Here is a 20019-nt window from a genome sequence, read left to right on the forward strand (position 1 = left end):
GCCTGCAGGCCTCCACTGATGGTCGCTGGGCCGGCAGCCTGTCTTCGGACATCGACCAGTTGCTGTTGCGTCAGGTGGCCGGTCATCTCGACAGCCAGCGGGTTGTATTGGCTCCGGCCACCAGCGGCTTCACTCCGGATGTCCAGGTGCTGCTGTCGATCACTCGCCTGGATTCAGGCAAGTCGCAGCCGGCGGTGCTGGATGCGCAATGGCGCCTGATCGACCGTCGTGGCCAGGTGCGGGACAACCGCATCGTTCATCTGCAGGAGCAGCACGCGGGAACCACGGCGTCCCAGGTCCAGGCCCAGGGCGTGCTGTTGCAGCGTCTGGCGGAACAGTTGTCGGGTGCCCTCAAGCCTCTGGCCAATCAGCCGGCGGTGGCGGAGGTGCCACGCAAGGCGGCCCCGGCTCCTGCGCCCAAGCCTGCCGAGCAGGAAAAGCAACCGAAGATCCCGATGGCCACGCCGATCCGCACGGATATGGAAGTGTTCAGGTTCTGAGTTGACATGCCGCGAGACAAGGCCCGCCCAACAGCGGGCCTTGTCGTTTCTGGCTCTGGCCAACGCAATCTCCTGTAGCCGCTGCCGAAGGCTGCGAGCGGGCCGCAGGCACGCAGCGATATCACCAGCGTTGAAGCCCCTGCGGGGCTTGTCGCAGGCTGCGCCAGCGGCTACACAAAGCTCATGAAAAAGCCCGCACTGGGCGGGCTTCTTTTTGCGGGTCAGCCTTACAGCTTGGCCCGTGTTTCATGCATGCGTGCCAGTTGCCGCTCCAGCATCGACGGGTAGGGCTCCATCAGGCGTTCCACGCAGCAGGCACCTTCCGGGCTGGCGATCGGGCGAATACGTGCCCGCTGGCGCAGCAGCGGGTCGTCATTGACCTTGCGCTCCACCAGCAGCAGGTTGCGGCTGTGCTGGGACAGGGCCAGGGCATCCTGAGCGGTTTCGGTGAGCAGCAGGTCGATCTGGCTCAGGCCGAACAGTTCGTCGCCCAGGGTCAGGCCCAGTTGCAGTTGCAGGGTGATGCCGCTGTCCGCCACTTCGATCTGCAGGGCATGGCCCAGGGCGCGCAGCAACTCGCCGCAGCAGATGGCGTTGGTCAGGTAGTCGTCACCGCTGTCTTCGCTGTGGAACAGCATCAGCGTGCTGCCATCGTTCAGGGTATGTAGTTCGCTCTGGTACAGCGAGGCGGCCTGGTCGAGGCAATCGCGGTAGCGTTCCAGCAGTTCCATCAGGCGGGCGCGGGGCAGGCGTCGCAGTTGCTCCTGGGCGCCGAGTTGCACCGCCAGTACCGCACTGTGCTGGGGCTGGGCCGGAACCTGTGGTTGCGGTTGTGGCTTGGCAGCAGGCGTCGATGAGCTGTCCCGCAGGTCGGCGAAGGGGTCTTCCTCGTCCAGTTCGTCTTCTTCGGCGTGAACCAGGTGCCGGGGTGCAGGCTTCAGGCCTGCTACCGGAGCGCTTTCGTCGAAGCTCGGGTCCCGCAGGTTGCGCACTTCGAATGCCGGCTCATCGTCCTCGTCGTCTTGTACTTCAGTCTCGGGCTGCGGTGCCGGTTCGGGTTTTTCCGGCACCAGGCGGGCATGCAGCTGACGCGCCAGATCGCCGATTTCGTCCTGGCGCTGAGTGGCGGGAGTGTGTTCGTCCAGGTCACGCAGCCAGACTCGCAGTTGCAGCAGCGGAGTCGAGATGTGCCGCCCCAGGCGCAGGCTCAAGGCCAGGGCCAGGGCCAGCAGGATGGCGCTGAGGATGCCCATGCTTTGCAGGCTGATGGTCATCGGCTGCTGGAATTGCGCCATGTCCAGGCTGATTCGCAGGTTGCCCGCGGTCACGTCCTGGAAGGTGATCTTGGTCTGGTACACGCCCTCGGTTTCACCCAGCAGGCTGCTCTTGGGGCGCTGGCCGGCCTCGGCGAGGATGCGGTTGTCCACGCTGTAGATGGCCGCGTGGGCCACCAGCGGGTTCTTGGTCAGATTGTTGAGCAGGACATTGAGGCTGAGGATGTCGTTGGACACCAGCAGCTCGGTGGCCGAGGTGGCGGTCTGGGTGGTCAGGCTCTGACCCAGGGCGTCGGCTTGTTCGTGCATGGCTTGCTTGAACTGCAGGCCCATCACGCCGGCATAGATCACCAGGGCCAGGGCGACCAGGATCACGTTATGGCTGGCAATGCGCAATGCAATCGGCACACGGCGGTGGCGCAGTGCACGGAAGATCAGCAGGAAGAAGTTATCGGTTTTAACTGGCGTGGGCCGGTTCACTGAGCTCGGCTCTTTTGTCCGTGAAGTTGACGCGCAGTATAGCGACAGGCCCTAGACCGGCAAAGCGCTGGCTGTGCCCGATGGTCACCGAAAGTGGGTAGAATGCGCTTTTTTTCCACCTCGGGGGTGCGCCTTGCGCGAAATTGTCCTGATAAACATCACCGGCGAAGATCGTCCCGGTCTGACTGCGGCCATTACCGGCGTTCTGGCCCAGGGTGGTGTGAACATTCTCGACATCGGTCAGGCGGTGATCCACGACACCTTGTCGTTCGGCATCCTGGTTGAAATTCCCAGCAACGAGCAGAGCTCGTCGGTGCTCAAGGACATCCTGTTCACCGCCTACAAGCTCGACCAGCAGGTGCGCTTCACGCCGGTGTCCGAGGAGGATTACCAGCAGTGGGTCGCCGGGCAGGGCAAGAAGCGCCATATCGTGACCCTGCTGACGCGCAAGGTTACCGCCGAACAGTTGCAGCGCGTGAGTTCCATCACCGCCAAGTACGGCCTGAACATCGACCATATCGATCGCCTGTCCGGGCGCATGCCCCTGGATATGCCTGCCGACCAGGGCAAGGGCTGCATCGAGTTCTCGGTACGTGGCGAAGCCGCCGATCCGCAAGCCCTGCGGGCCGAGTTCCTCAGCGTGGCCCAGGAGCTGAACGTCGATATCGCTTTCCAGGAAGACTCGCTGTTCCGCCGTAACCGGCGCCTGGCGGTGTTCGACATGGATTCGACGCTGATCGAGGCCGAAGTCATCGACGAGCTGGCCAAGGCGGCCGGTGTCGGCGATCGGGTCGCGGAAATCACCGAGCGGGCGATGGCCGGCGAGCTGGACTTCCGCGCCAGTTTCAAGGAGCGCCTGGCGCTACTCAAGGGCCTGGACGTCAATGTGCTGGACGCCATCGGCGCCTCCCTGCGCCTGACCGAGGGCGCCGAAACCCTGTTCGCCGAGCTCAAGCGCCTGGGCTACAAGACCGCGATCCTCTCCGGCGGCTTCACCTACTTTGCCAAGCAGCTGCAAGCCAAGCTGGGTATCGACTACGTGTTCGCCAACGAGCTGGAAGTGGTGGACGGCAAGGTCACTGGCGTGGCGGTGGAGCCGATTGTCGACGCCCAGCGCAAGGCCGATCTGCTACGTGAGCTGGCGCACAAGGAAGGCCTGCGCCTGGAGCAGACCATCGCTGTCGGCGATGGCGCCAACGATTTGCCGATGCTCGGCATTGCCGGCCTGGGCGTGGCATTCCGCGCTAAGCCGCTGGTCAAGCAGTCGGCCAAGCAGGCGATCTCGACCCTGGGCCTGGATGGCGTGCTGTACCTGCTGGGGTTCCGTGACCGCGACGGGCAACTCTGAGCCGCCGGAAAATCCCCGCTCATAAAAAACGCCGCTGATCAGCGGCGTTTTTTATGTCCGGCATTCAGGCCTCAAGCCTTGGGCAGGCCCAGGCCCTGGCCCATCCGCACGGGCGAGCCGGCAGCCAGCTCTTGGGCCCACTGCACCTGGTCCGGGCCAAACAGCACGATGGCCGTGGAGCCCAGCTTGAAGCGGCCCATTTCGGCGCCTTTCTCCAGGTGGATCGGAGCGCGGGCGGCTTCGTCGTAGCGCACGGTCTTGAGTTCGCGCTTGGGCGGCGTTACCAGGCCGGCCCAGACGGTTTCGATCGAAGCGACGATCATCGCGCCCACCAGCACCAGCGCCATCGGGCCGCGCTCGGTATCGAAGATGCACACCACGCGCTCGTTGCGTGCGAACAGCTCGGGTACGTTTTCAGCGGTAGTCTGGTTGACCGAGAAGATCCGGCCCGGCACATAGACCATTTCCCGCAGGGTGCCGGCCAGGGGCATGTGCACCCGGTGGTAGTCCTTGGGGGAGAGGTAGATGGTGGCAAAGTCGCCGCCCATGAACGGCTGTGCCAGGGCCGGGTCACCGCCCAGCAGTTCCAGCACGCTGTAGCTGTGGCCCTTGGCCTGGAACACTCGGCCGTGTTCGATCGGGCCCAGTTGGCTGACCGCGCCGTCGGCAGGGCTGAGCACCGCGCCCGGGGTCGGGTCCAGCGGCCGCGCGCCGTCTTTGAGGGCGCGGGTGAAGAAGGCGTTGAAATGCTCGTAGGCGGTCACGTCCTCGACCTGGGCCTCGGACATATCCACTTGATACTGCTTGGCGAACCAGCGGGTGAAGGCATTCTTGAACCAGCGCACGCGGCACTCGGCAATGCAGCCGGCCAGGCGCGACAGCAGGTGATGAGGCAGCAGGTACTGGCTGATGATGAACAAACGCTTTTTCATTGGGTGTCCTTAAAAACCTTAAATCTCTACGGGCGTATCGGGATGATTGCCCCATTCGCCCCAGGAACCGGCGTAGCCCTTGACCCGTGGGTAGCCCAGCGCCTTGGCCACCAGATAGGTGAAGCCGGAGCGATGGTGGGTCTGGCAGTGGGTGATCACTTCTTTGTCTTTGCTGATGCCCAGGTCCGCAAGGATCTGTGGCATGTCGCGGCGGATGCGCAGGTGGCGTGCCTGATCCATGCCGGCGGTCCATTCGAAATTCACCGCGCCGGGGATATGCCCGCCCTTGGCTGCCAGGACTTTTTCGCCGGAGTACTCCAGCGGTCCGCGGGCGTCCCAGATCACCAGGTCCGCCGCGCCGAGACGGCTTTGCAGGTATTCGCGGGTGGCGGTGGGCTCGTCATGCAGGGCCAGCGCCACGGGGCCGCCGACCGCGGCCGGCACTTCGGTAGACACGGGCAGGCCTTCCGCCAGCCAGGCCGGCAGGCCTCCGTCGAGGTAGTGGTAGCGGTGGTGGCCGATCACGTCCAGCAGCCAGATGAAGCGCCCGGCCCAGCCACCGCCTTCATCGTCGTAGACCACATAGACCGCGTCCGGGTTGTGCCCGAGTTCGCCGAACAGCGTTTCAAGCGTCGCTTGCGGCGGCAGCAGCCCGGGAGCCGGCGCCTGGCCCAGCTGAGTGCGCTTGGGGTCGACGAAGCGCGCCCCGGGAATATGCCCGGTTGCATAGCGGGCAGCGCTGGTCAGGTCGACCAGGATCAGTTCGCGGGCGTTCAGGCGGGCGAGCAGGTCGCTCGGTTCAATGACCAGCGGCAAGCCAGAGAAGTCAGACATGTCAGGTCCCCAGGGCGCAAAGGGAAGGATTGTAGCGCAAGCGTCATTGGCTGCGGTTGGTAAAGCTGTGCAAGGCTTTTTCGATGCACTGGGCGGTCTTGCCGAAGGCCTGGACGCTGATTTCCGAGAACGGCACGCCGCCCTGGTCGGCGATCGCCAGCATCAGTACCCGGCCATTGCACGACAGTGAGCGGATCAGCAGGTGTTCGCCGCGAAACAGCTGGCGCAGCGAGCTTGGCAGGTGAGGGGCGAACTGGGCCCGGTTGGCCGGGGTCAGGCGGATCTGCGCGGATTTTTCCAGCAGGCGTTGCAACAGCGGGCTCTGCTTGGCCTGCAGGGTCAGGCTGGCCGCTTCCCTGGGCAGGCCGTAAAGCTGTTGCACTCGCAGGTGGCTCAGGCTGCGATCGACCATCAGCAGCATGACCCGATGCATGCCGCATGCCGCCAAGGCATCCCGGGCAAAGCCGGTAAGGTGCACGGCGTTGGTAAAGGGGCTGGGGTCCAGCAACAGTTCGCCGCAGAGCTTGCGCCACTTGGCCAGTTCCAGTGCGGTGGGCGCCGGGGCTGGTTGCTCGCCGTGATGCAGGCGTCGGGCATCCCAAGGCCAGAGCAGGGCCTGGGCCGGGTGCCAGAGATCGGGCTGGGTGTCGTTGCGGGCGCTTTGTGCTGCCTGTTGGTGCAACTGTTGCTGGACCTGGTCCAGGGGGATCTGCAGATAAAGAGCGGTAAGGTTCTGCCAGCGCCGGCCATGGGGACTGTTCCAGGACTGTTGCGCCGCCAGCGCCAGTCCGTTGGCCAGCAACACAGTGTTGGCCGGCTGGTTCAGCCAGCGCCGCAGGTCCGGTTCAGCGTCCAGGCGTTGTTGCTGGCGCAGCGGGTTGTCGCTGTCGCGGGCAATCAGCATGACCTTGGCCAGCAGGTGCTGCTCCTGGGTCAGCAGGCGATAGCCCTGCTGGACCCAGATCGGCAGGTGCCAGGCCAGGACCAGGGCCTGGCACATTTCCATCAGCCGCACTCCGAACAGTTGCAGTTCAACGTCGTGTGCGGATTCGTGCTTGTAGATGACCCGCAGTTCCCACTCTTCCAGCAGCTTGGGATAGACCAGGGCCATGGCCCACAGCGGCGAGAGAAACAGCAGGCTGCCCCAGTGGATGTCCTGCCAGAGTCGCGCCAGGCGTCCGGCAAAGAAGCCATTGGCTTGCTGGCTGGCGTGCTGGCTGATCAGCTGGAACTGGCGCAATGCCTGGGGGATCTGCTCTTCAGGCAGCGTCGGCAGTTGCTCGAGCAACTCCTCGGTACGCTTGAGGCCCAGTCGATTGACCGCGATCTCCAGGTTTTCCGCCGGTTCGCTCATGCTGCCGTGGGAATGCCGGTTGGCTTCGCGGATCACGCTCAAGGCCAGTGCCGGGCTGTTTTGCATCAGATCGACAATCTCCCGCAGCGAGCTGCGGTTGTTGGCGATGGCGCGGCAGACCCGGTCATGGCTGGCCTGGGGCACCGGCAGGCGCACGCCATTGAGGAGCTTTACCCAGGCGTCGAGAGAGGCGGGCGGAGAATGTGGGACGCTGGTTTCATTAGACATGGTCGGGCGCAATCATCGTCTGCTGTGAACACGCCCAGAGCGGGCCAAACTGGCTTTTCGCCTTAACTGGCTATAGTCTGGCGCAGTTTTGCCGATAAGTAGAAGAAGAGTTTTAAGAACTTCCGAATATGACCTTGAACCCGACTCAATAAGTACTCCCCTACCTATGGCTAAAATTATCGGCATCATCGTCGTATTCGCGAGCGTGCTCGGCGGATACGTGCTTTCCCACGGCAAAATCGCGGCACTGATCCAGCCTTTCGAAGTGCTGATCATCGGCGGCGCAGCCTTTGGCGCATTCCTCCAGGCCAACCCGGGCTATATGACGATGCACGTCGTCAAGAAATCCCTGGGCATGTTCAGCTCGCGCTTCACCCACACCTTCTACTTGGAAGTGCTGGGCCTGATCTACGAGATCCTCAACAAGAGTCGTCGCGAAGGCATGATGGCCATCGAAGGCGATATCGAGGACGCCGCGGCCAGCCCGATTTTCGCCAAGTACCCGGCGGTGCTCAAAGATGAACGCATGACCGCCTTCGTCTGTGACTATCTGCGCATCATGTCCTCCGGCAACATGGCTCCCCACGAGCTGGAAGGCCTGTTCGACATGGAGCTGTTCAGCCTCAAGGAAGACCTCGAGCATCCATCCCATGCGGTCAACGGGATTGCCGACGGCATGCCCGGTTTCGGTATCGTCGCGGCGGTATTGGGGATCGTGGTGACCATGGCCTCCCTGGGCGATGGCGACCAGAAGTCCATCGGCCTGCACGTAGGTGCGGCGCTGGTGGGTACCTTCTTCGGTATTCTCGCGGCCTATGGCTTCTTCGGCCCGCTGGCCCACTCCCTGGCCCACGACGCCAAGGAAGAACTGAACGTCTACGAAGCCATCAAGGCGTCGCTGGTGGCCTCGGCTTCTGGCATGCCGCCGTCCCTGGCCGTGGAGTTCGGGCGCAAGGTTCTGTACCCGGCGCACCGTCCTAGCTTCGCCGAGCTGGAACAAGCGGTTCGCGGTCGCTAAGTCATGGAAAATAATCAGCCGATTATCATCAAGCGCGTCAAGCGCTTCGCTGGCGGACATCACGGGGGCGCCTGGAAAATCGCCTTCGCCGACTTCGCCACGGCGATGATGGCGTTCTTCCTGGTGTTGTGGCTGCTGTCCACGGCCACCCCGGAACAGAAGATCGCCATCGCCGGTTACTTCAAGGATCCGATCGGCTTCTCGGAAAGCGGTACGCCCTACATCATCGACCTGGGCGGCTCTCCTGAGCTGGCGCCGGACAACACCCTCAACCCCGAGATCAAGTCCCAGCCACAACCGGACAAGGTCACGGTGGATGCCGACCAGGTGGAGGGCATGGCCGAGCAGGTCGAGCGCGAGCGTCTCGAGTTGCTGTTGCAAGAGTTGCAGAACAAGGTTGAAGAAAACCCGCAACTGCAGAAGTTCAAGGACCAGATCCTCTTCGAGATCACCCCGGACGGCCTGCGGATCCAGATCATGGACGCCGAGAACCGGCCGATGTTCGACTCTGGCAGTGCACGTCTGAAGCCGTATTTCGAAGACATCCTGCTGGCCATGGCTGACACCATCAAGACCGTGCCGAACAAGATCAGCATCAGCGGTCACACCGACGCCAAGCCCTATTCGGGCACTGGCGACTTCGGCAACTGGGAACTGTCGGCCAACCGGGCCAACGCTGCGCGTCGGGCGCTGGTGGCGGGTGGTTATCCTGATCCGCAAGTTGCGCGTGTGGTGGGCTTTGCTTCGTCGGCTCTATTCGATCGCAAGGACCCGTTCAACCCGGTCAACCGGCGCATCGATATCGTCGTGCTGACCAAGAAGGCCCAGCGTGCCATCGAGGGTGAGCAGACCGATCCCAATGCTCCGGTACCGACCCAGGGTAGCGGTGCTCCCGGTGAAGTACCGGGGGCGGCAGCCGACCCGAATGCCTTGCCGCCCGGTAGCGAACCGCTGCCGGCGCACGAGGTGCGTCAACGTATGAATATCTTCGAGGACGGTGTGCTGAAGATGGACGAGCAGGGTGCGGCGGGCCAGTCTTCGGCTCCAGCTCCAGCTCCAGCTCCAGCTCCAGCTCCCACTGCTCCGGTGGCGCCGCCCGCTACGCCGGGCACGGCGAAGTGACAAACGACAAGGCCGCGAAGATCGCGGCCTTGTCGTATCTGGGTCAGGTCAATCAGTAACTGTTGTCTGGCAGGCTGGCGAGGATCGAGCGGTAGCTGTTCATCCGTTGCTGCTGGATCCGCCCGTCTTCCAGGGCCTTGAGCAAGGCACAGCCCGGCTCGCGATCGTGCTTGCAATCGCGGAAGCGGCAGGTGCCCAGCAAGTCATTGAACTCGATGAACCCGGCCTCGACATCGGCGCGGCTGACATGGCCGAGGCCGAACTCACGGATACCGGGGGAGTCGATCAGCTCACCGCCACCGGGGAAGTGGAACAGGCGCGCGGTCGTGGTGGTGTGAGTGCCCTGGCCGGAGAGCTCCGACAGCGGGCCGACGCGGGTTTCGACTTCCGGCAGCAGGCTGTTGACCAGGGACGACTTGCCCACCCCCGACTGGCCGACGAATACACTGATGCGCCCGTCCAGCAGGGCTTGCAACTGCTCCATGCCGTCGCCGTGATGAGCCGAGACCTCCAGCAGCGGGTAGCCCAGCTGACGGTAGACCGCGAGCAGGGCGTTGAGCGCAGGGGCGTTCTGCTCATCGATCAGGTCGGCCTTGTTCAGCAGCAGCAACGGCCGGATTCCAGCATGCTCGGCGGCTACCAGGTAGCGGTCGATCAGGTTGGCGTGGGGCTCGGGCATGGGCGCAAACACGATCACGATCATGTCGACGTTGGCGGCCACCGGCTTGAGCTGGCCGCGGCTGTCCGGGCGGCACAGCTCGGTGCTGCGCGGCAGTTGCGCGACGATCACCCCGATGCCCTGGTTGCCGGCGCGCCAGACTACCTGGTCGCCGGTCACCAGGGCCGGCAGGTTGGCCCGCAGGTAGCAGCGGAATACCTGGCCGGCCGTTTCGCCTTCGCGAGCCTCGACTTCGACCTGGACGCCGAAGTGAGCGATGACCAGGCCGGTCTGTTCCGGGCCCAGGTCGCCACCTTCCAGCGCCTCGACGGCAGAGGACTCGCGTTTGGCGGCGCGGGCGGCGCGCTCACCCTGGATCTTTTCGATGCGCCAGTTTTGGCGGCGATTGAGCTGGCGTTTGGCCATTGGTGTTCCGTGTCGATAATTACGGCGGATAGGTAAAACGGCGGCGAGTTTAGCACGCCGGGCAGGCCCTCTAGGCTAAACTGCGCAACTACGCCGAGGAGCCCACCCATGCAAAACCCGCAGAACCTGATTTGGATCGACCTGGAAATGACCGGTCTGAACCCTGACACCGACGTCATCATCGAGATGGCCACCATTGTCACTGACAGCAACCTCAACACCTTGGCTGAAGGACCGGTCATCGCCATCCACCAGAGCGACGAGATCCTCGCCGGCATGGATGAATGGAACACCCGCCAGCACGGTGGTTCCGGTCTGACCCAGCGGGTTCGCGAAAGCCGCATCAGCATGGCCGAAGCAGAAGCCCAGACCATTGCCTTCCTGGAGCAGTGGGTACCCAAGGGCAAATCGCCGATCTGCGGCAACAGCATCTGCCAGGACCGGCGCTTCCTGTACCGCCACATGAAGGCTCTGGAAAGCTACTTCCACTACCGCAACCTGGACGTCTCGACCCTCAAGGAACTGGCCGCCCGCTGGGCGCCGGACGTGCGCGACAGCTTCAAGAAAGGCAGCACCCACCTGGCCCTGGACGATATTCGCGAGTCCATTGCCGAGCTCCAGCACTACCGCAAGCACTTCATCAAGTTCTGACCCGCAGGCGCCGACTTGCCGGCGAACGGGCGCCCGCTGCGACTCGGCGCCCGTACCCGCCCCCTTTTGGTGCCCGCTTCAACTGAGTAGACTGCGCGCCTTCCTGCAAGGACCGCCATCATGCTGTTGATGCTTTATCTGATTGCCATTACCGCCGAAGCCATGACCGGCGCCCTGTCTGCCGGCCGGCGCGGCATGGACTGGTTCGGTGTGGTGCTGATTGCCTGCGTCACCGCACTCGGCGGCGGTTCGGTGCGTGATGTGCTGCTGGGCCACTACCCGCTGACCTGGGTCAAGCACCCGGAATACCTGGTGCTGACCTCGGTGGCGGCGTTGGTGACGATCTTCATCGCGCCCTTGATGCGTCACCTGCGCTCGCTGTTTCTGGTGCTCGACGCCGTGGGCCTGGTGGCCTTTACCCTGATCGGCTGCATGACTGCCCTGGAAATGGGCCACGGCATGCTGGTGGCTTCAGTCAGTGGGGTGATCACCGGGGTCTTTGGCGGCATCCTCAGGGACATCTTCTGCAACGATATCCCGCTGATCTTTCGCCGCGAGCTGTACGCCAGCGTGTCCTTCGCCGCGGCCTGGTGCTACATGCTGTGCATCTACCTGCAACTGCCCAGCGAGCAGTCGATCCTGGTCACCCTGTTCGGCGGCTTTCTATTGCGCCTGCTGGCGATCCGTTTTCACTGGGAAATGCCCAAGTTCGTCTACAACGACGAACACTGACGGTTGGCGTGCTGGTCCAGGGCCCATTGCACATGTTCGCGAACCAGTTCCGAGGGGTAGTCCTGGCGGGCCTTGAGGGCTTCCAGAACCGGAATGCTAGAGGGTGCGTTGCCCAGGCCCACCGCCAGGTTGCGTAGCCAGCGCTCGTAGCCGGCGCGGCGCAAGGGTGAACCTTCGGTATTGCTGAGGAATTTGTCCTCGTCCCACATGAACAGCTCTGCCAGTTCGGCATTGTCCAGGTTGTGCCGGGGCTTGAAGTCGCCCTCGGCCGTTGAGCGGGCGAAGCGATTCCAGGGGCAGACGATCTGGCAGTCATCGCAGCCGAATACCCGGTTGCCGATCAGCGGGCGCAGGTCTTCGGGGATGGCGCTTTTGAGCTCGATGGTCAGGTAGGAAATGCAACGTCGGGCATCCAGCACATAGGGGCCGACGAAGGCGTTGGTCGGGCAGATGTCCAGGCAGGCGGTGCAGCGGCCGCAGTGCTCCGTGGCGTGGGGCGCGTCCACCGGCAGGGGCAGGTCGACGAACAGTTCACTGAGGAAGAAGTAGCTGCCGGCTTTGCGATTCAGCACCAGGGTGTTCTTGCCGATCCAGCCGAGCCCGGCCTGTTCGGCGATGGCTTTTTCCAGCACCGGAGCGCTATCGACGAAGGCGCGGTAGCCAAAGGGGCCGATGGCTTGCTGGATGCGCTCGGCCAGTTGCTGTACGCGCTTGCGGATCAGCTTGTGATAATCGCGCCCCAGGGCATAGCGCGAAACGTAGGCCTTGGAAGGCTGGGCCAGGCGCTGGGCCATCTGGGTGTCGCCGGGCAGGTAGTCCATGCGCAGCGAAACCACCCGCAGGGTGCCAGGCACCAACTGGTCGGGATGGGAGCGTTTGCTGCCGTGGGCGCCCATGTATTCCATCTCGCCGTGGTAGCCGGCGGCGAGCCAGCGTTCCAGGTGCTGCTCATGCTCGGCCAGGTCCAGGCCGCTGATGCCGACTTGTTGAAAGCCCAGTTCGCGGCCCCAGTCCTTGATCGATTGGGCGAGAGCGGGAAGATCCTGGGTAATAGCGGGCATGAGGCGAGAGAAACCGGGGCTGAGGTGCGTATAATTCTGCCAGACATCGGAGCTCGAAGACGCATGCCGCAGACAAAACACCCTCTACCTGACGTTCAGTTGCTGACTTCTGGCCATTTGCCACATCTGAATGGACGACTTCGCGATGCCCACAAGGGCCAGTTCGGGCACCTGTTGCTGATTGGGGGCGATCGAGGTTTTGCCGGCGCCGCCTTGCTGAGTGCGGAAAGTGCCTTGCGCAGTGGCGCGGGGCTGGTGTCCCTGGCGACCCGCAGTGAGCATGTGGCTGCCGCTGCGGCGCGCTTGCCTGAGGTCATGACCCAGGGCACTCATTCGGCCAACCAGTTGATGGGGTTGCTGGCTCGGGCCACGGTGCTGGTGGTCGGGCCGGGGTTGGGGCAGGGCGCCTGGGGGCGCAGTCTGCTGTCGGCGGCGGCCAATGCGCCGTTGCCCCAGGTGTGGGATGCCGATGCCTTGAACCTGCTGGCCGAGGGCGGGCTGCAACTGCCTGCCGCGAGTGTCATCACTCCCCATCCGGGAGAGGCGGCGCGGCTGCTGGGTATCTCCAGCGCCGAGGTGCAGGCGGATCGCCCTGCAGCGGCCCTGGCGTTGAGCAAAAAATACGCAGCGGTTGCGGTACTCAAGGGGGCCGGTAGCCTGATCGCCACTGCCGATGGGCGGCTGGCCCGCTGTGACGTAGGGCATCCGGCGATGGCCACGGCAGGCTTGGGTGATGTGCTGGCTGGCCTGATCGGCGCCTTGCTGGCGCAAGGCTTGTCGGCATTCGATGCCGCCTGCCTGGCGGTCTGGCTGCATGCCAGCGCGGGCGAGCAGCAAGGCAAATTGGGCCGAGGGCTGGCGGCCAGTGATCTGATTCCAGCCATTCGTCAGTTGTTGGAGGAACAATCACCGTGTCTGAGTTAACCCTTTTTCTGGCCGACGAACAGGCCATGGTGGAATTTGGTGCACGTATTGCCCAGGTGACCCAAGGCGTGGGGGTGATCTTCCTCGAGGGCGACCTGGGAGCGGGCAAAACCACCTTGTCGCGAGGGATCATCCGTGGCCTGGGGCACGCGGGGGCAGTGAAGAGTCCGACCTTTACCCTGGTCGAACCGTACGAGATCGGCTCGGTGCGGGCTTTCCACTTCGACCTGTACCGCCTGGTGGATCCTGAGGAGCTGGAGTTCCTGGGGATTCGCGACTACTTCGAGGGCGATGCTCTGTGCCTGCTGGAGTGGCCCCAGCGTGGTGCAGGCTTTTTGCCAAAGCCTGACCTGACCATTACCATTACCCCGCATAACAATGGGCGTTCTGTGCATCTGTTGTCTCAAGGCTCGCGTGGCGAGTCCTGGTGTGCCGCTTTGGCGTTGGAATTCAAATAATTGATGGGGTTAGGTATGCGCATTCGCGCGTTGGTTGCTGTCGTAGGACTGTTGCTTACGGCATTGGCCGTCGATGCTGTGGCCGCTACACAGGTTCGCAGCGTCCGCCTGTGGCGGGCACCGGATAACACGCGACTGGTATTCGACCTGTCCGGCCCGGTTCAGCACAGCGTCTTTACCCTGACGGCCCCGGATCGTCTGGTGATCGATATCAATGGCGCGACCCTTGGCGGTCCGCTGAATGTCGCCACGGCCAATACACCGATTACCGCCATGCGCTCGGCACAGCGCACGCCCAGTGACCTGCGGGTGGTCATCGACCTGAAAAAGGCCGTCACGCCGAAGAGTTTCACCCTGGCGCCCAACGCTCAGTACGGCAATCGCCTGGTGGTCGATCTGTTCGACAACCCGGCTGACGCCGCGCCACCTGCTGCGCCGCCACCTACTGTGGCCACTGTCCCAGCAGTGCCCGTCACTCCGGCGGAGCCGGCGATCAAGCTGCCGCCAGCCCCGGCGGGCAAGCGCGACATCATTGTGGTGATCGATGCCGGCCACGGCGGCGAAGACCCGGGTGCCTCCGGCTCCCGCGGGCAGCATGAAAAAGACGTGGTGCTGGCCATTGCTCGCGAATTGCAGCGTCAGGTCAATGGCCTCAAGGGTTTCCGCGCCGAGCTGACCCGTACTGGCGACTACTTCATTCCATTGCGCGGTCGTACCGAGATCGCCCGCAAGAAGGGCGCCGACCTGTTCGTCTCGATCCACGCCGACGCTGCGCCTTCGGCCGCGGCCTTTGGCGCATCGGTGTTTGCCTTGTCTGAACGTGGTGCCACGTCGGAAACCGCGCGCTGGCTGGCGGACAGCGAGAACCGTTCCGACCTGATCGGCGGGGCTGGCAACGTCAGCCTGGATGACAAGGACCGGATGCTGGCCGGGGTGCTGCTGGACCTGTCGATGACAGCGTCCCTGACCTCCAGTCTGAATGTCGGGCAGAAAGTCCTGAACAACATCGGCCGGGTGACTCCGTTGCACAAGCAGCGGGTGGAACAGGCCGGGTTCATGGTGCTCAAATCCCCGGATATTCCGTCGATCCTGGTGGAAACCGGCTTTATCTCCAACTCCAACGAGGCCTCGAAGCTGGCCACCGCCAGCCATCAGCAGGCCCTGGCGCGCTCCATCAGCAGCGGCGTGCGGCAGTTCTTCCAGCAGAACCCTCCACCGGGCACCTATATTGCCTGGCTGCGCGATTCCGGGAAGATCGCCCAGGGTCCGCGTGATCACCGGGTCAATCCGGGGGAAACCCTGGCCATGATCGCCGTGCGCTATCAGGTCTCCGCGGCCACGCTACGCAGTGCCAACAACCTGAAAAGCGATGAATTGAAAGTGGGGCAGGTGTTGACCATCCCCGGTACAGAACTGGCGGCCAAGGAATGAGTGAATCGGTAATCAGTAGCGCACGCATCGAGCTGCTCAGCCCGCGCCTGGCCAACCAGATTGCCGCGGGCGAGGTGGTCGAGCGCCCTGCTTCGGTGATCAAGGAGCTGTTGGAAAACAGCCTGGACTCCGGCGCCAAGCGCATCGATGTGGATGTGGAGCAGGCCGGGGTCAAGCTGCTGCGGGTACGTGACGACGGTAGCGGCATTTCCTCCGACGACTTGCCGCTGGCCCTGGCCCGGCACGCCACCAGCAAGATCCGCGACCTGGAAGACCTGGAGCGGGTGATGAGCCTGGGGTTCCGCGGCGAGGCCCTGGCTTCCATCAGCTCCGTGGCGCGCCTGACCCTCACGTCCCGTACCCGGGATGCCGAGCAGGCCTGGCAGGTGGAAACCGAAGGCCGGGACATGGCACCAAGGGTGCAGCCGGCGGCGCACCCGGTAGGCACTTCGGTGGAAGTTCGCGATCTGTTCTTCAATACGCCGGCACGACGCAAGTTCCTCAAGGCGGAAAAGACCGAGTTCGATCACCTGCAGGAAGTGATCAAGCGCCTGGCCCTGGCGCGTTTCGACGTGGCCTTCCACTTGCGGCACAACGGCAAGAGCATCCTCAGCCTGCACGAGGCCAAGGACGACGCCGCTCGTGCCCGTCGTGTGGCGGCGGTGTGCGGTTCGGGCTTCCTGGAGCAGGCGTTGCCCATCGAGGTCGAGCGCAACGGCTTGCATCTGTGGGGCTGGGTGGGCTTGCCGACCTTCTCCCGCAGCCAGGCGGACCTGCAGTACTTCTACGTCAACGGTCGCGCAGTACGGGACAAGCTGGTGGCTCACGCGGTACGCCAGGCTTATCGCGATGTTCTGTTCAACGGTCGACACCCGACCTTTGTTCTGTTTTTCGAAGTCGACCCGTCGGTGGTCGACGTCAACGTGCACCCGACCAAGCACGAAGTGCGTTTCCGTGACGGGCGCATGGTGCACGACTTCCTTTATGGCACCTTGCACCGGGCCCTGGGTGATGTGCGGCCCGAGGACCAGTTGGCGGCGCCGGCGGCGGTCGCGGGCATCGTGCGCCCGACAGGTATCGAGGCCGGTGAGTTCGGGCCTCAGGGTGAGATGCGCCTGGCCGCGAACCTGGCTCTGGAGCAGCCCCAATCCCAGCCGAGCTTCAATGCGCCGGGCGCGGGAGCCGGCAGTGGCTATCAATATCAGTACACGCCACGGCCACAGCCAGTGTTGCCGGCCGCCGAGAGCCAGGGCGTGTACCGCGAGTTCTTTGCCCCGTTGCCGGGGGCGCCGGCGGCGGCCTTGCCGGACGGCCAGGAGGACATTCCGCCCCTGGGCTATGCCCTGGCCCAGCTCAAGGGGATCTACATCCTGGCGGAAAACGCCCTGGGTCTGGTGCTGGTGGACATGCACGCAGCTCACGAGCGGATCATGTACGAGCGCTTGAAGGTGGCCATGGCCAGCGAAGGCCTGAGCGGCCAGCCGCTGCTGGTGCCGGAGTCGATTGCCGTCAGCCAGCGTGAGGCCGATTGCGCTGAAGAACACATGAGCTGGTTCCAGCGCCTGGGCTTCGAGCTGCAGCGCCTGGGCCCGGAATCCCTGGCGATCCGCCAGATCCCGGCATTGTTGAAGCAGGCGGAAGCCAATCGCCTGGTGCACGACGTACTGGCGGACCTGATGGAGTACGGCACCAGTGACCGGATCCAGGCTCACCTCAATGAGCTGCTCGGCACCATGGCCTGCCACGGCGCGATCCGCGCCAATCGACGCCTGGCCCTGCCGGAAATGAACGCCTTGCTGCGGGACATGGAAAACACCGAGCGCAGTGGCCAATGCAACCACGGTCGACCGACCTGGACCCAAATGGGCCTGGACGATCTGGACAAACTCTTTCTGCGCGGCCGTTGATGACCCAGCTTCCTCCAGCGATTTTCCTGATGGGCCCGACCGCTGCGGGCAAGACCGATCTGGCCATCGAACTGACCAAGGTGCTGCCTTGCGAGCTGATCAGTGTCGACTCGGCGCTGGTCTACCGCGGCATGGACATTGGCACCGCGAAGCCTTCCAGGGAACTGCTGGCGCAGTTTCCCCATCGCCTGATCGATATTCTCGACCCTGCCGAGAGCTACTCGGCGGCGGATTTCCGTACCGATGCGCTGGCGGCCATGGCCGATATCACCGCCCGGGGCAAGATCCCGCTGTTGGTGGGCGGCACCATGCTGTATTACAAGGCGCTGCTTGAAGGCCTGGCGGACATGCCCGCGGCGGATCCGCAGGTACGTGCCGAGCTGGAGGACGAGGCTGCACGCCTTGGCTGGCAGGCCCTGCACGACCAGCTGGCGGCGGTGGACCCCGAGTCGGCGGCGCGGATCCACCCCAACGACCCCCAGCGTCTGACCCGGGCGCTTGAGGTCTATCGGGTCAGTGGCCTGACAATGACCGCCCATCGCCAGCGTCAATTGGCGCAAAGTACTGAAGCAGGCGCATCGGGACGCAGTCAATTGCCCTATACTGTCGCCAATCTGGCCATCGCTCCGGCGAATCGCCAGGTACTGCACCAGCGTATTGCACAAAGATTCACACAAATGTTGGAACAGGGATTCATTGACGAGGTCGTAGCTCTGCGTTCCAGAAGTGACCTGCATGCCGGGTTGCCGTCTATACGTGCAGTGGGCTACCGCCAAGTCTGGGATCATCTGGATGGCAAGCTGACGTCAGCCGAAATGCAGGAGCGGGGCATCATTGCCACGCGCCAATTGGCGAAACGCCAGTTCACCTGGTTACGTAGTTGGGCTGACCTGCAATGGTTGGACAGCCTGGATTGCGACAATCTGCCACGCGCCTTGAAATACTTGGGGACGATCTCCATATTGAGCTGAGTCCTTGCAATTGCCGTCTATCCTTGGGGGTGTGACGGCTTTGGCCATCTGTTTTCTGATTTTTATTATTGATCCTTAAAGGAGTGCGGCACATGTCAAAAGGGCATTCGCTACAAGACCCTTACTTGAATACATTGCGTAAAGAGAAGGTTGGGGTTTCCATCTATCTGGTCAACGGGATCAAGCTGCAAGGTACGATCGAGTCTTTCGACCAGTTCGTCATCCTGCTGAAGAACACCGTCAGCCAAATGGTTTACAAGCACGCTATCTCGACAGTGGTTCCAGTTCGCCCGATTCGCCTGCCTAGCGCTTCCGAATCCGAACAGGGTGACGCTGAGCCAGGTAACGCCTGATAGGAGTCTCCTTTGTTCTTTGAGCGCCACGGTGGTGGTGAACGGGCCATTCTCGTTCACTTGGATGGTCAGGACCCTGAGGCGCGCGAAGATCCGCAGGAGTTTCAGGAGCTGGCATTATCGGCCGGCGCCGAGACCGTCGCGTTTGTTAGCGTGCCGCGTCATCGGCCAACCGCCAAATACCTGGTTGGCAGCGGCAAGGTCGAGGAGTTACGCGACCTGGTCAAAGCCGAACAGGTAGACCTGGTGATTTTCAATCACATCCTCACACCCAGTCAGGAACGTAACCTCGAACGTGTATTCGAGTGTCGCGTGATCGACCGCACGGGTCTGATTCTCGATATCTTCGCTCAGCGCGCGCGCACCCATGAAGGCAAGCTCCAGGTTGAACTGGCCCAGCTTGAGCACATGAGCACCCGTCTGGTTCGTGGCTGGACTCACCTTGAACGGCAGAAAGGCGGTATCGGTCTGCGCGGGCCCGGTGAAACCCAGCTGGAAACCGACCGGCGCCTGTTGCGAGTGCGTCTGCGGCAGATCAAGGCGCGCCTGGAGAAGGTTCGCAGCCAGCGTGAGCAGGCCCGTCGTGGCCGCAAGCGTGCGGATATCCCTTCAGTGTCCCTGGTGGGCTACACCAACGCCGGCAAGTCCACGCTGTTCAATGCGGTCACTGCGTCCGATGTTTTCGCTGCCGACCAATTGTTCGCCACCCTCGACCCCACCCTGCGCCGGCTTGAGCTGGACGACCTGGGGCCGATTGTGCTGGCCGATACCGTGGGGTTCATCCGCCACCTGCCGCACAAGTTGGTGGAGGCGTTTCGGGCTACCCTCGAAGAATCGAGCAACTCCGATTTGCTGCTGCATGTGATCGATGCCCATGAGCCCGAGCGCATGGCGCAGATCGAGCAGGTGATGGTGGTGCTGGGGGAGATCGGGGCTCAAGACTTGCCGATCCTGGAGGTCTATAACAAACTCGATTTGCTCGAGGGTGTGGAGCCGCAGATCCAGCGCGACCCTGACGGCAAGCCGCAGCGGGTCTGGCTGTCGGCCCGTGATGGCCAGGGGCTGGATCTGCTCAAGCAGGCCATCGCCGAGCTGCTGGGTGAAGATTTGTTTGTAGGCACCTTGCGCTTGCCTCAGCGTTTTGCTCGACTGCGAGCACAGTTTTTCCAGTTGAACGCTGTGCAGAAAGAAGATCACGACGACGAAGGTGTCAGCCTGCTTGCTGTTCGCCTGCCACGGGCCGAGTTGAACCGGCTGGTCAGTCGCGAAGGCATGCAGCCGTCGGAATTCATCGAGCAACACACTTTGCAATAAAAGCCTGGGCAAGCGGTTGTGCCGCTGTAGCAGGCATTCTGTA

General features: G+C 63.3%; 19 protein-coding genes. 13 read left to right on the forward strand and 6 right to left on the reverse strand.

The window, feature by feature from the left end; genetic code table 11:
* A partial coding sequence (locus F6S12_RS02090) for a PqiC family protein (RefSeq protein ID WP_315868685.1) occupies nucleotides 1-500 on the forward strand: 500 nt, incomplete at its 5' end.
* A 227-nt stretch (nucleotides 501-727) separates the two neighbouring features.
* Here the strand turns inward: F6S12_RS02090 and F6S12_RS02095 are convergent.
* On the reverse strand, nucleotides 728-2254 hold the full coding sequence (locus F6S12_RS02095; RefSeq protein WP_161466571.1) for an AhpA/YtjB family protein: 1527 nt from the start codon (nucleotides 2252-2254) through the stop codon (nucleotides 728-730).
* Nucleotides 2255-2387: 133 nt separating this feature from the next.
* Between F6S12_RS02095 and serB the strand changes: the two genes are divergently transcribed.
* The gene (serB, locus tag F6S12_RS02100; RefSeq protein ID WP_011058924.1) at nucleotides 2388-3602 is read left to right on the forward strand and encodes a phosphoserine phosphatase SerB; all 1215 of its coding nucleotides are present in this window, start codon (nucleotides 2388-2390) and stop codon (nucleotides 3600-3602) included.
* 71 nt (nucleotides 3603-3673) lie between these two features.
* Here serB and asd read toward each other — a convergent pair whose 3' ends face one another.
* From asd to F6S12_RS02115, 3 genes are read right to left on the reverse strand one after another with little or no spacing between them, the layout of a single operon-like run.
* A complete protein-coding gene (gene asd / locus F6S12_RS02105; protein ID WP_015633932.1) occupies nucleotides 3674-4534 on the reverse strand; it encodes an archaetidylserine decarboxylase in 861 nt (286 codons plus the stop codon).
* An 18-nt stretch (nucleotides 4535-4552) separates the two neighbouring features.
* On the reverse strand, nucleotides 4553-5368 hold the full coding sequence (gene rhdA, locus F6S12_RS02110; protein ID WP_315868686.1) for a thiosulfate sulfurtransferase: 816 nt from the start codon (nucleotides 5366-5368) through the stop codon (nucleotides 4553-4555).
* Nucleotides 5369-5411: 43 nt separating this feature from the next.
* Nucleotides 5412-6950: an HDOD domain-containing protein gene (locus tag F6S12_RS02115; protein ID WP_011058927.1), complete on the reverse strand. Its 1539-nt coding sequence runs from the start codon at nucleotides 6948-6950 to the stop codon at nucleotides 5412-5414.
* A gap of 166 nt (nucleotides 6951-7116) precedes the next feature.
* Between F6S12_RS02115 and motA the strand changes: the two genes are divergently transcribed.
* Together motA and motB are read left to right on the forward strand one after the other, a co-directional pair.
* The gene (motA, locus tag F6S12_RS02120) at nucleotides 7117-7968 is read left to right on the forward strand and encodes a flagellar motor stator protein MotA (protein ID WP_011058928.1); all 852 of its coding nucleotides are present in this window, start codon (nucleotides 7117-7119) and stop codon (nucleotides 7966-7968) included.
* Nucleotides 7969-7971: 3 nt separating this feature from the next.
* Entirely contained in the window at nucleotides 7972-9090 is a 1119-nt protein-coding gene (gene motB / locus F6S12_RS02125) for a flagellar motor protein MotB (RefSeq protein ID WP_315868687.1), read from the forward strand.
* A gap of 52 nt (nucleotides 9091-9142) precedes the next feature.
* Here the strand turns inward: motB and rsgA are convergent, their stop codons facing one another.
* Entirely contained in the window at nucleotides 9143-10174 is a 1032-nt protein-coding gene (gene rsgA, locus F6S12_RS02130; RefSeq protein WP_161466574.1) for a small ribosomal subunit biogenesis GTPase RsgA, read from the reverse strand.
* 108 nt (nucleotides 10175-10282) lie between these two features.
* Here rsgA and orn point away from each other — a divergent pair, with 108 nt between their 5' ends.
* Nucleotides 10283-10825 (forward strand): oligoribonuclease, encoded by a 543-nt coding sequence (orn, locus tag F6S12_RS02135; RefSeq protein WP_011058931.1) that lies wholly within the window; start codon nucleotides 10283-10285, stop codon nucleotides 10823-10825.
* 117 nt (nucleotides 10826-10942) lie between these two features.
* Entirely contained in the window at nucleotides 10943-11557 is a 615-nt protein-coding gene (locus F6S12_RS02140; RefSeq protein WP_169893104.1) for a trimeric intracellular cation channel family protein, read from the forward strand.
* On the opposite strand, the gene queG is transcribed toward F6S12_RS02140, so the two are convergent.
* Nucleotides 11539-12618, reverse strand: a complete 1080-nt coding sequence (gene queG / locus F6S12_RS02145; RefSeq protein ID WP_011058933.1) for a tRNA epoxyqueuosine(34) reductase QueG — start codon at nucleotides 12616-12618, stop codon at nucleotides 11539-11541. The two genes, F6S12_RS02140 and queG, sit on opposite strands and share 19 nt — an antisense overlap.
* Before the next feature lie 63 nt (nucleotides 12619-12681).
* Here queG and F6S12_RS02150 point away from each other — a divergent pair, with 63 nt between their 5' ends.
* From F6S12_RS02150 to hflX, 7 genes are all read left to right on the forward strand, one after another.
* The gene (locus F6S12_RS02150; RefSeq protein WP_011058934.1) at nucleotides 12682-13542 is read left to right on the forward strand and encodes an NAD(P)H-hydrate dehydratase; all 861 of its coding nucleotides are present in this window, start codon (nucleotides 12682-12684) and stop codon (nucleotides 13540-13542) included.
* Nucleotides 13530-14000 carry a tRNA (adenosine(37)-N6)-threonylcarbamoyltransferase complex ATPase subunit type 1 TsaE gene (tsaE, locus tag F6S12_RS02155; protein WP_015633937.1) on the forward strand — a complete coding sequence of 157 codons (471 nt, stop codon included), beginning with the start codon at nucleotides 13530-13532 and terminating at the stop codon, nucleotides 13998-14000. The genes F6S12_RS02150 and tsaE overlap by 13 nt, the downstream gene beginning before the upstream one ends.
* Before the next feature lie 3 nt (nucleotides 14001-14003).
* Entirely contained in the window at nucleotides 14004-15431 is a 1428-nt protein-coding gene (locus F6S12_RS02160; RefSeq protein ID WP_198409248.1) for an N-acetylmuramoyl-L-alanine amidase, read from the forward strand.
* Nucleotides 15428-17338, forward strand: a complete 1911-nt coding sequence (gene mutL, locus F6S12_RS02165) for a DNA mismatch repair endonuclease MutL (protein WP_011058937.1) — start codon at nucleotides 15428-15430, stop codon at nucleotides 17336-17338. Before F6S12_RS02160 ends, mutL begins: the two co-directional genes overlap by 4 nt.
* A complete protein-coding gene (miaA, locus tag F6S12_RS02170; protein ID WP_053148774.1) occupies nucleotides 17338-18309 on the forward strand; it encodes a tRNA (adenosine(37)-N6)-dimethylallyltransferase MiaA in 972 nt (323 codons plus the stop codon). Before mutL ends, miaA begins: the two co-directional genes overlap by 1 nt.
* A 92-nt stretch (nucleotides 18310-18401) precedes the next feature.
* Nucleotides 18402-18662: an RNA chaperone Hfq gene (gene hfq / locus F6S12_RS02175; RefSeq protein WP_007921378.1), complete on the forward strand. Its 261-nt coding sequence runs from the start codon at nucleotides 18402-18404 to the stop codon at nucleotides 18660-18662.
* A 12-nt stretch (nucleotides 18663-18674) separates the two neighbouring features.
* A complete protein-coding gene (gene hflX, locus F6S12_RS02180) occupies nucleotides 18675-19976 on the forward strand; it encodes a ribosome rescue GTPase HflX (protein ID WP_011058939.1) in 1302 nt (433 codons plus the stop codon).
* The last annotated feature ends 43 nt before the right edge of the window (nucleotides 19977-20019 follow it).

This window comes from Pseudomonas sp. JV245A (assembly GCF_032424515.1).
GTDB classification, from domain to species: Bacteria; Pseudomonadota; Gammaproteobacteria; order Pseudomonadales; family Pseudomonadaceae; genus Aquipseudomonas; species Aquipseudomonas protegens.

Excerpts from the sequence above, each read along its gene's own strand:
- F6S12_RS02150 (WP_011058934.1), top strand. The coding sequence starts at position 12,682 with ATGCCGCAGACAAAACACCCTCTACCTGACGTTCAGTTGCTGACTTCT.
- motB (WP_315868687.1), top strand. The coding sequence starts at position 7,972 with ATGGAAAATAATCAGCCGATTATCATCAAGCGCGTCAAGCGCTTCGCT.
- asd (WP_015633932.1), bottom strand. The coding sequence starts at position 4,534 with ATGAAAAAGCGTTTGTTCATCATCAGCCAGTACCTGCTGCCTCATCAC.
- F6S12_RS02115 (WP_011058927.1), bottom strand. The coding sequence starts at position 6,950 with ATGTCTAATGAAACCAGCGTCCCACATTCTCCGCCCGCCTCTCTCGAC.
- rsgA (WP_161466574.1), bottom strand. The coding sequence starts at position 10,174 with ATGGCCAAACGCCAGCTCAATCGCCGCCAAAACTGGCGCATCGAAAAG.
- miaA (WP_053148774.1), top strand. The coding sequence starts at position 17,338 with ATGACCCAGCTTCCTCCAGCGATTTTCCTGATGGGCCCGACCGCTGCG.
- motA (WP_011058928.1), top strand. The coding sequence starts at position 7,117 with ATGGCTAAAATTATCGGCATCATCGTCGTATTCGCGAGCGTGCTCGGC.
- F6S12_RS02160 (WP_198409248.1), top strand. The coding sequence starts at position 14,004 with ATGGGGTTAGGTATGCGCATTCGCGCGTTGGTTGCTGTCGTAGGACTG.
- mutL (WP_011058937.1), top strand. The coding sequence starts at position 15,428 with ATGAGTGAATCGGTAATCAGTAGCGCACGCATCGAGCTGCTCAGCCCG.
- rhdA (WP_315868686.1), bottom strand. The coding sequence starts at position 5,368 with ATGTCTGACTTCTCTGGCTTGCCGCTGGTCATTGAACCGAGCGACCTG.
- orn (WP_011058931.1), top strand. The coding sequence starts at position 10,283 with ATGCAAAACCCGCAGAACCTGATTTGGATCGACCTGGAAATGACCGGT.
- hfq (WP_007921378.1), top strand. The coding sequence starts at position 18,402 with ATGTCAAAAGGGCATTCGCTACAAGACCCTTACTTGAATACATTGCGT.
- queG (WP_011058933.1), bottom strand. The coding sequence starts at position 12,618 with ATGCCCGCTATTACCCAGGATCTTCCCGCTCTCGCCCAATCGATCAAG.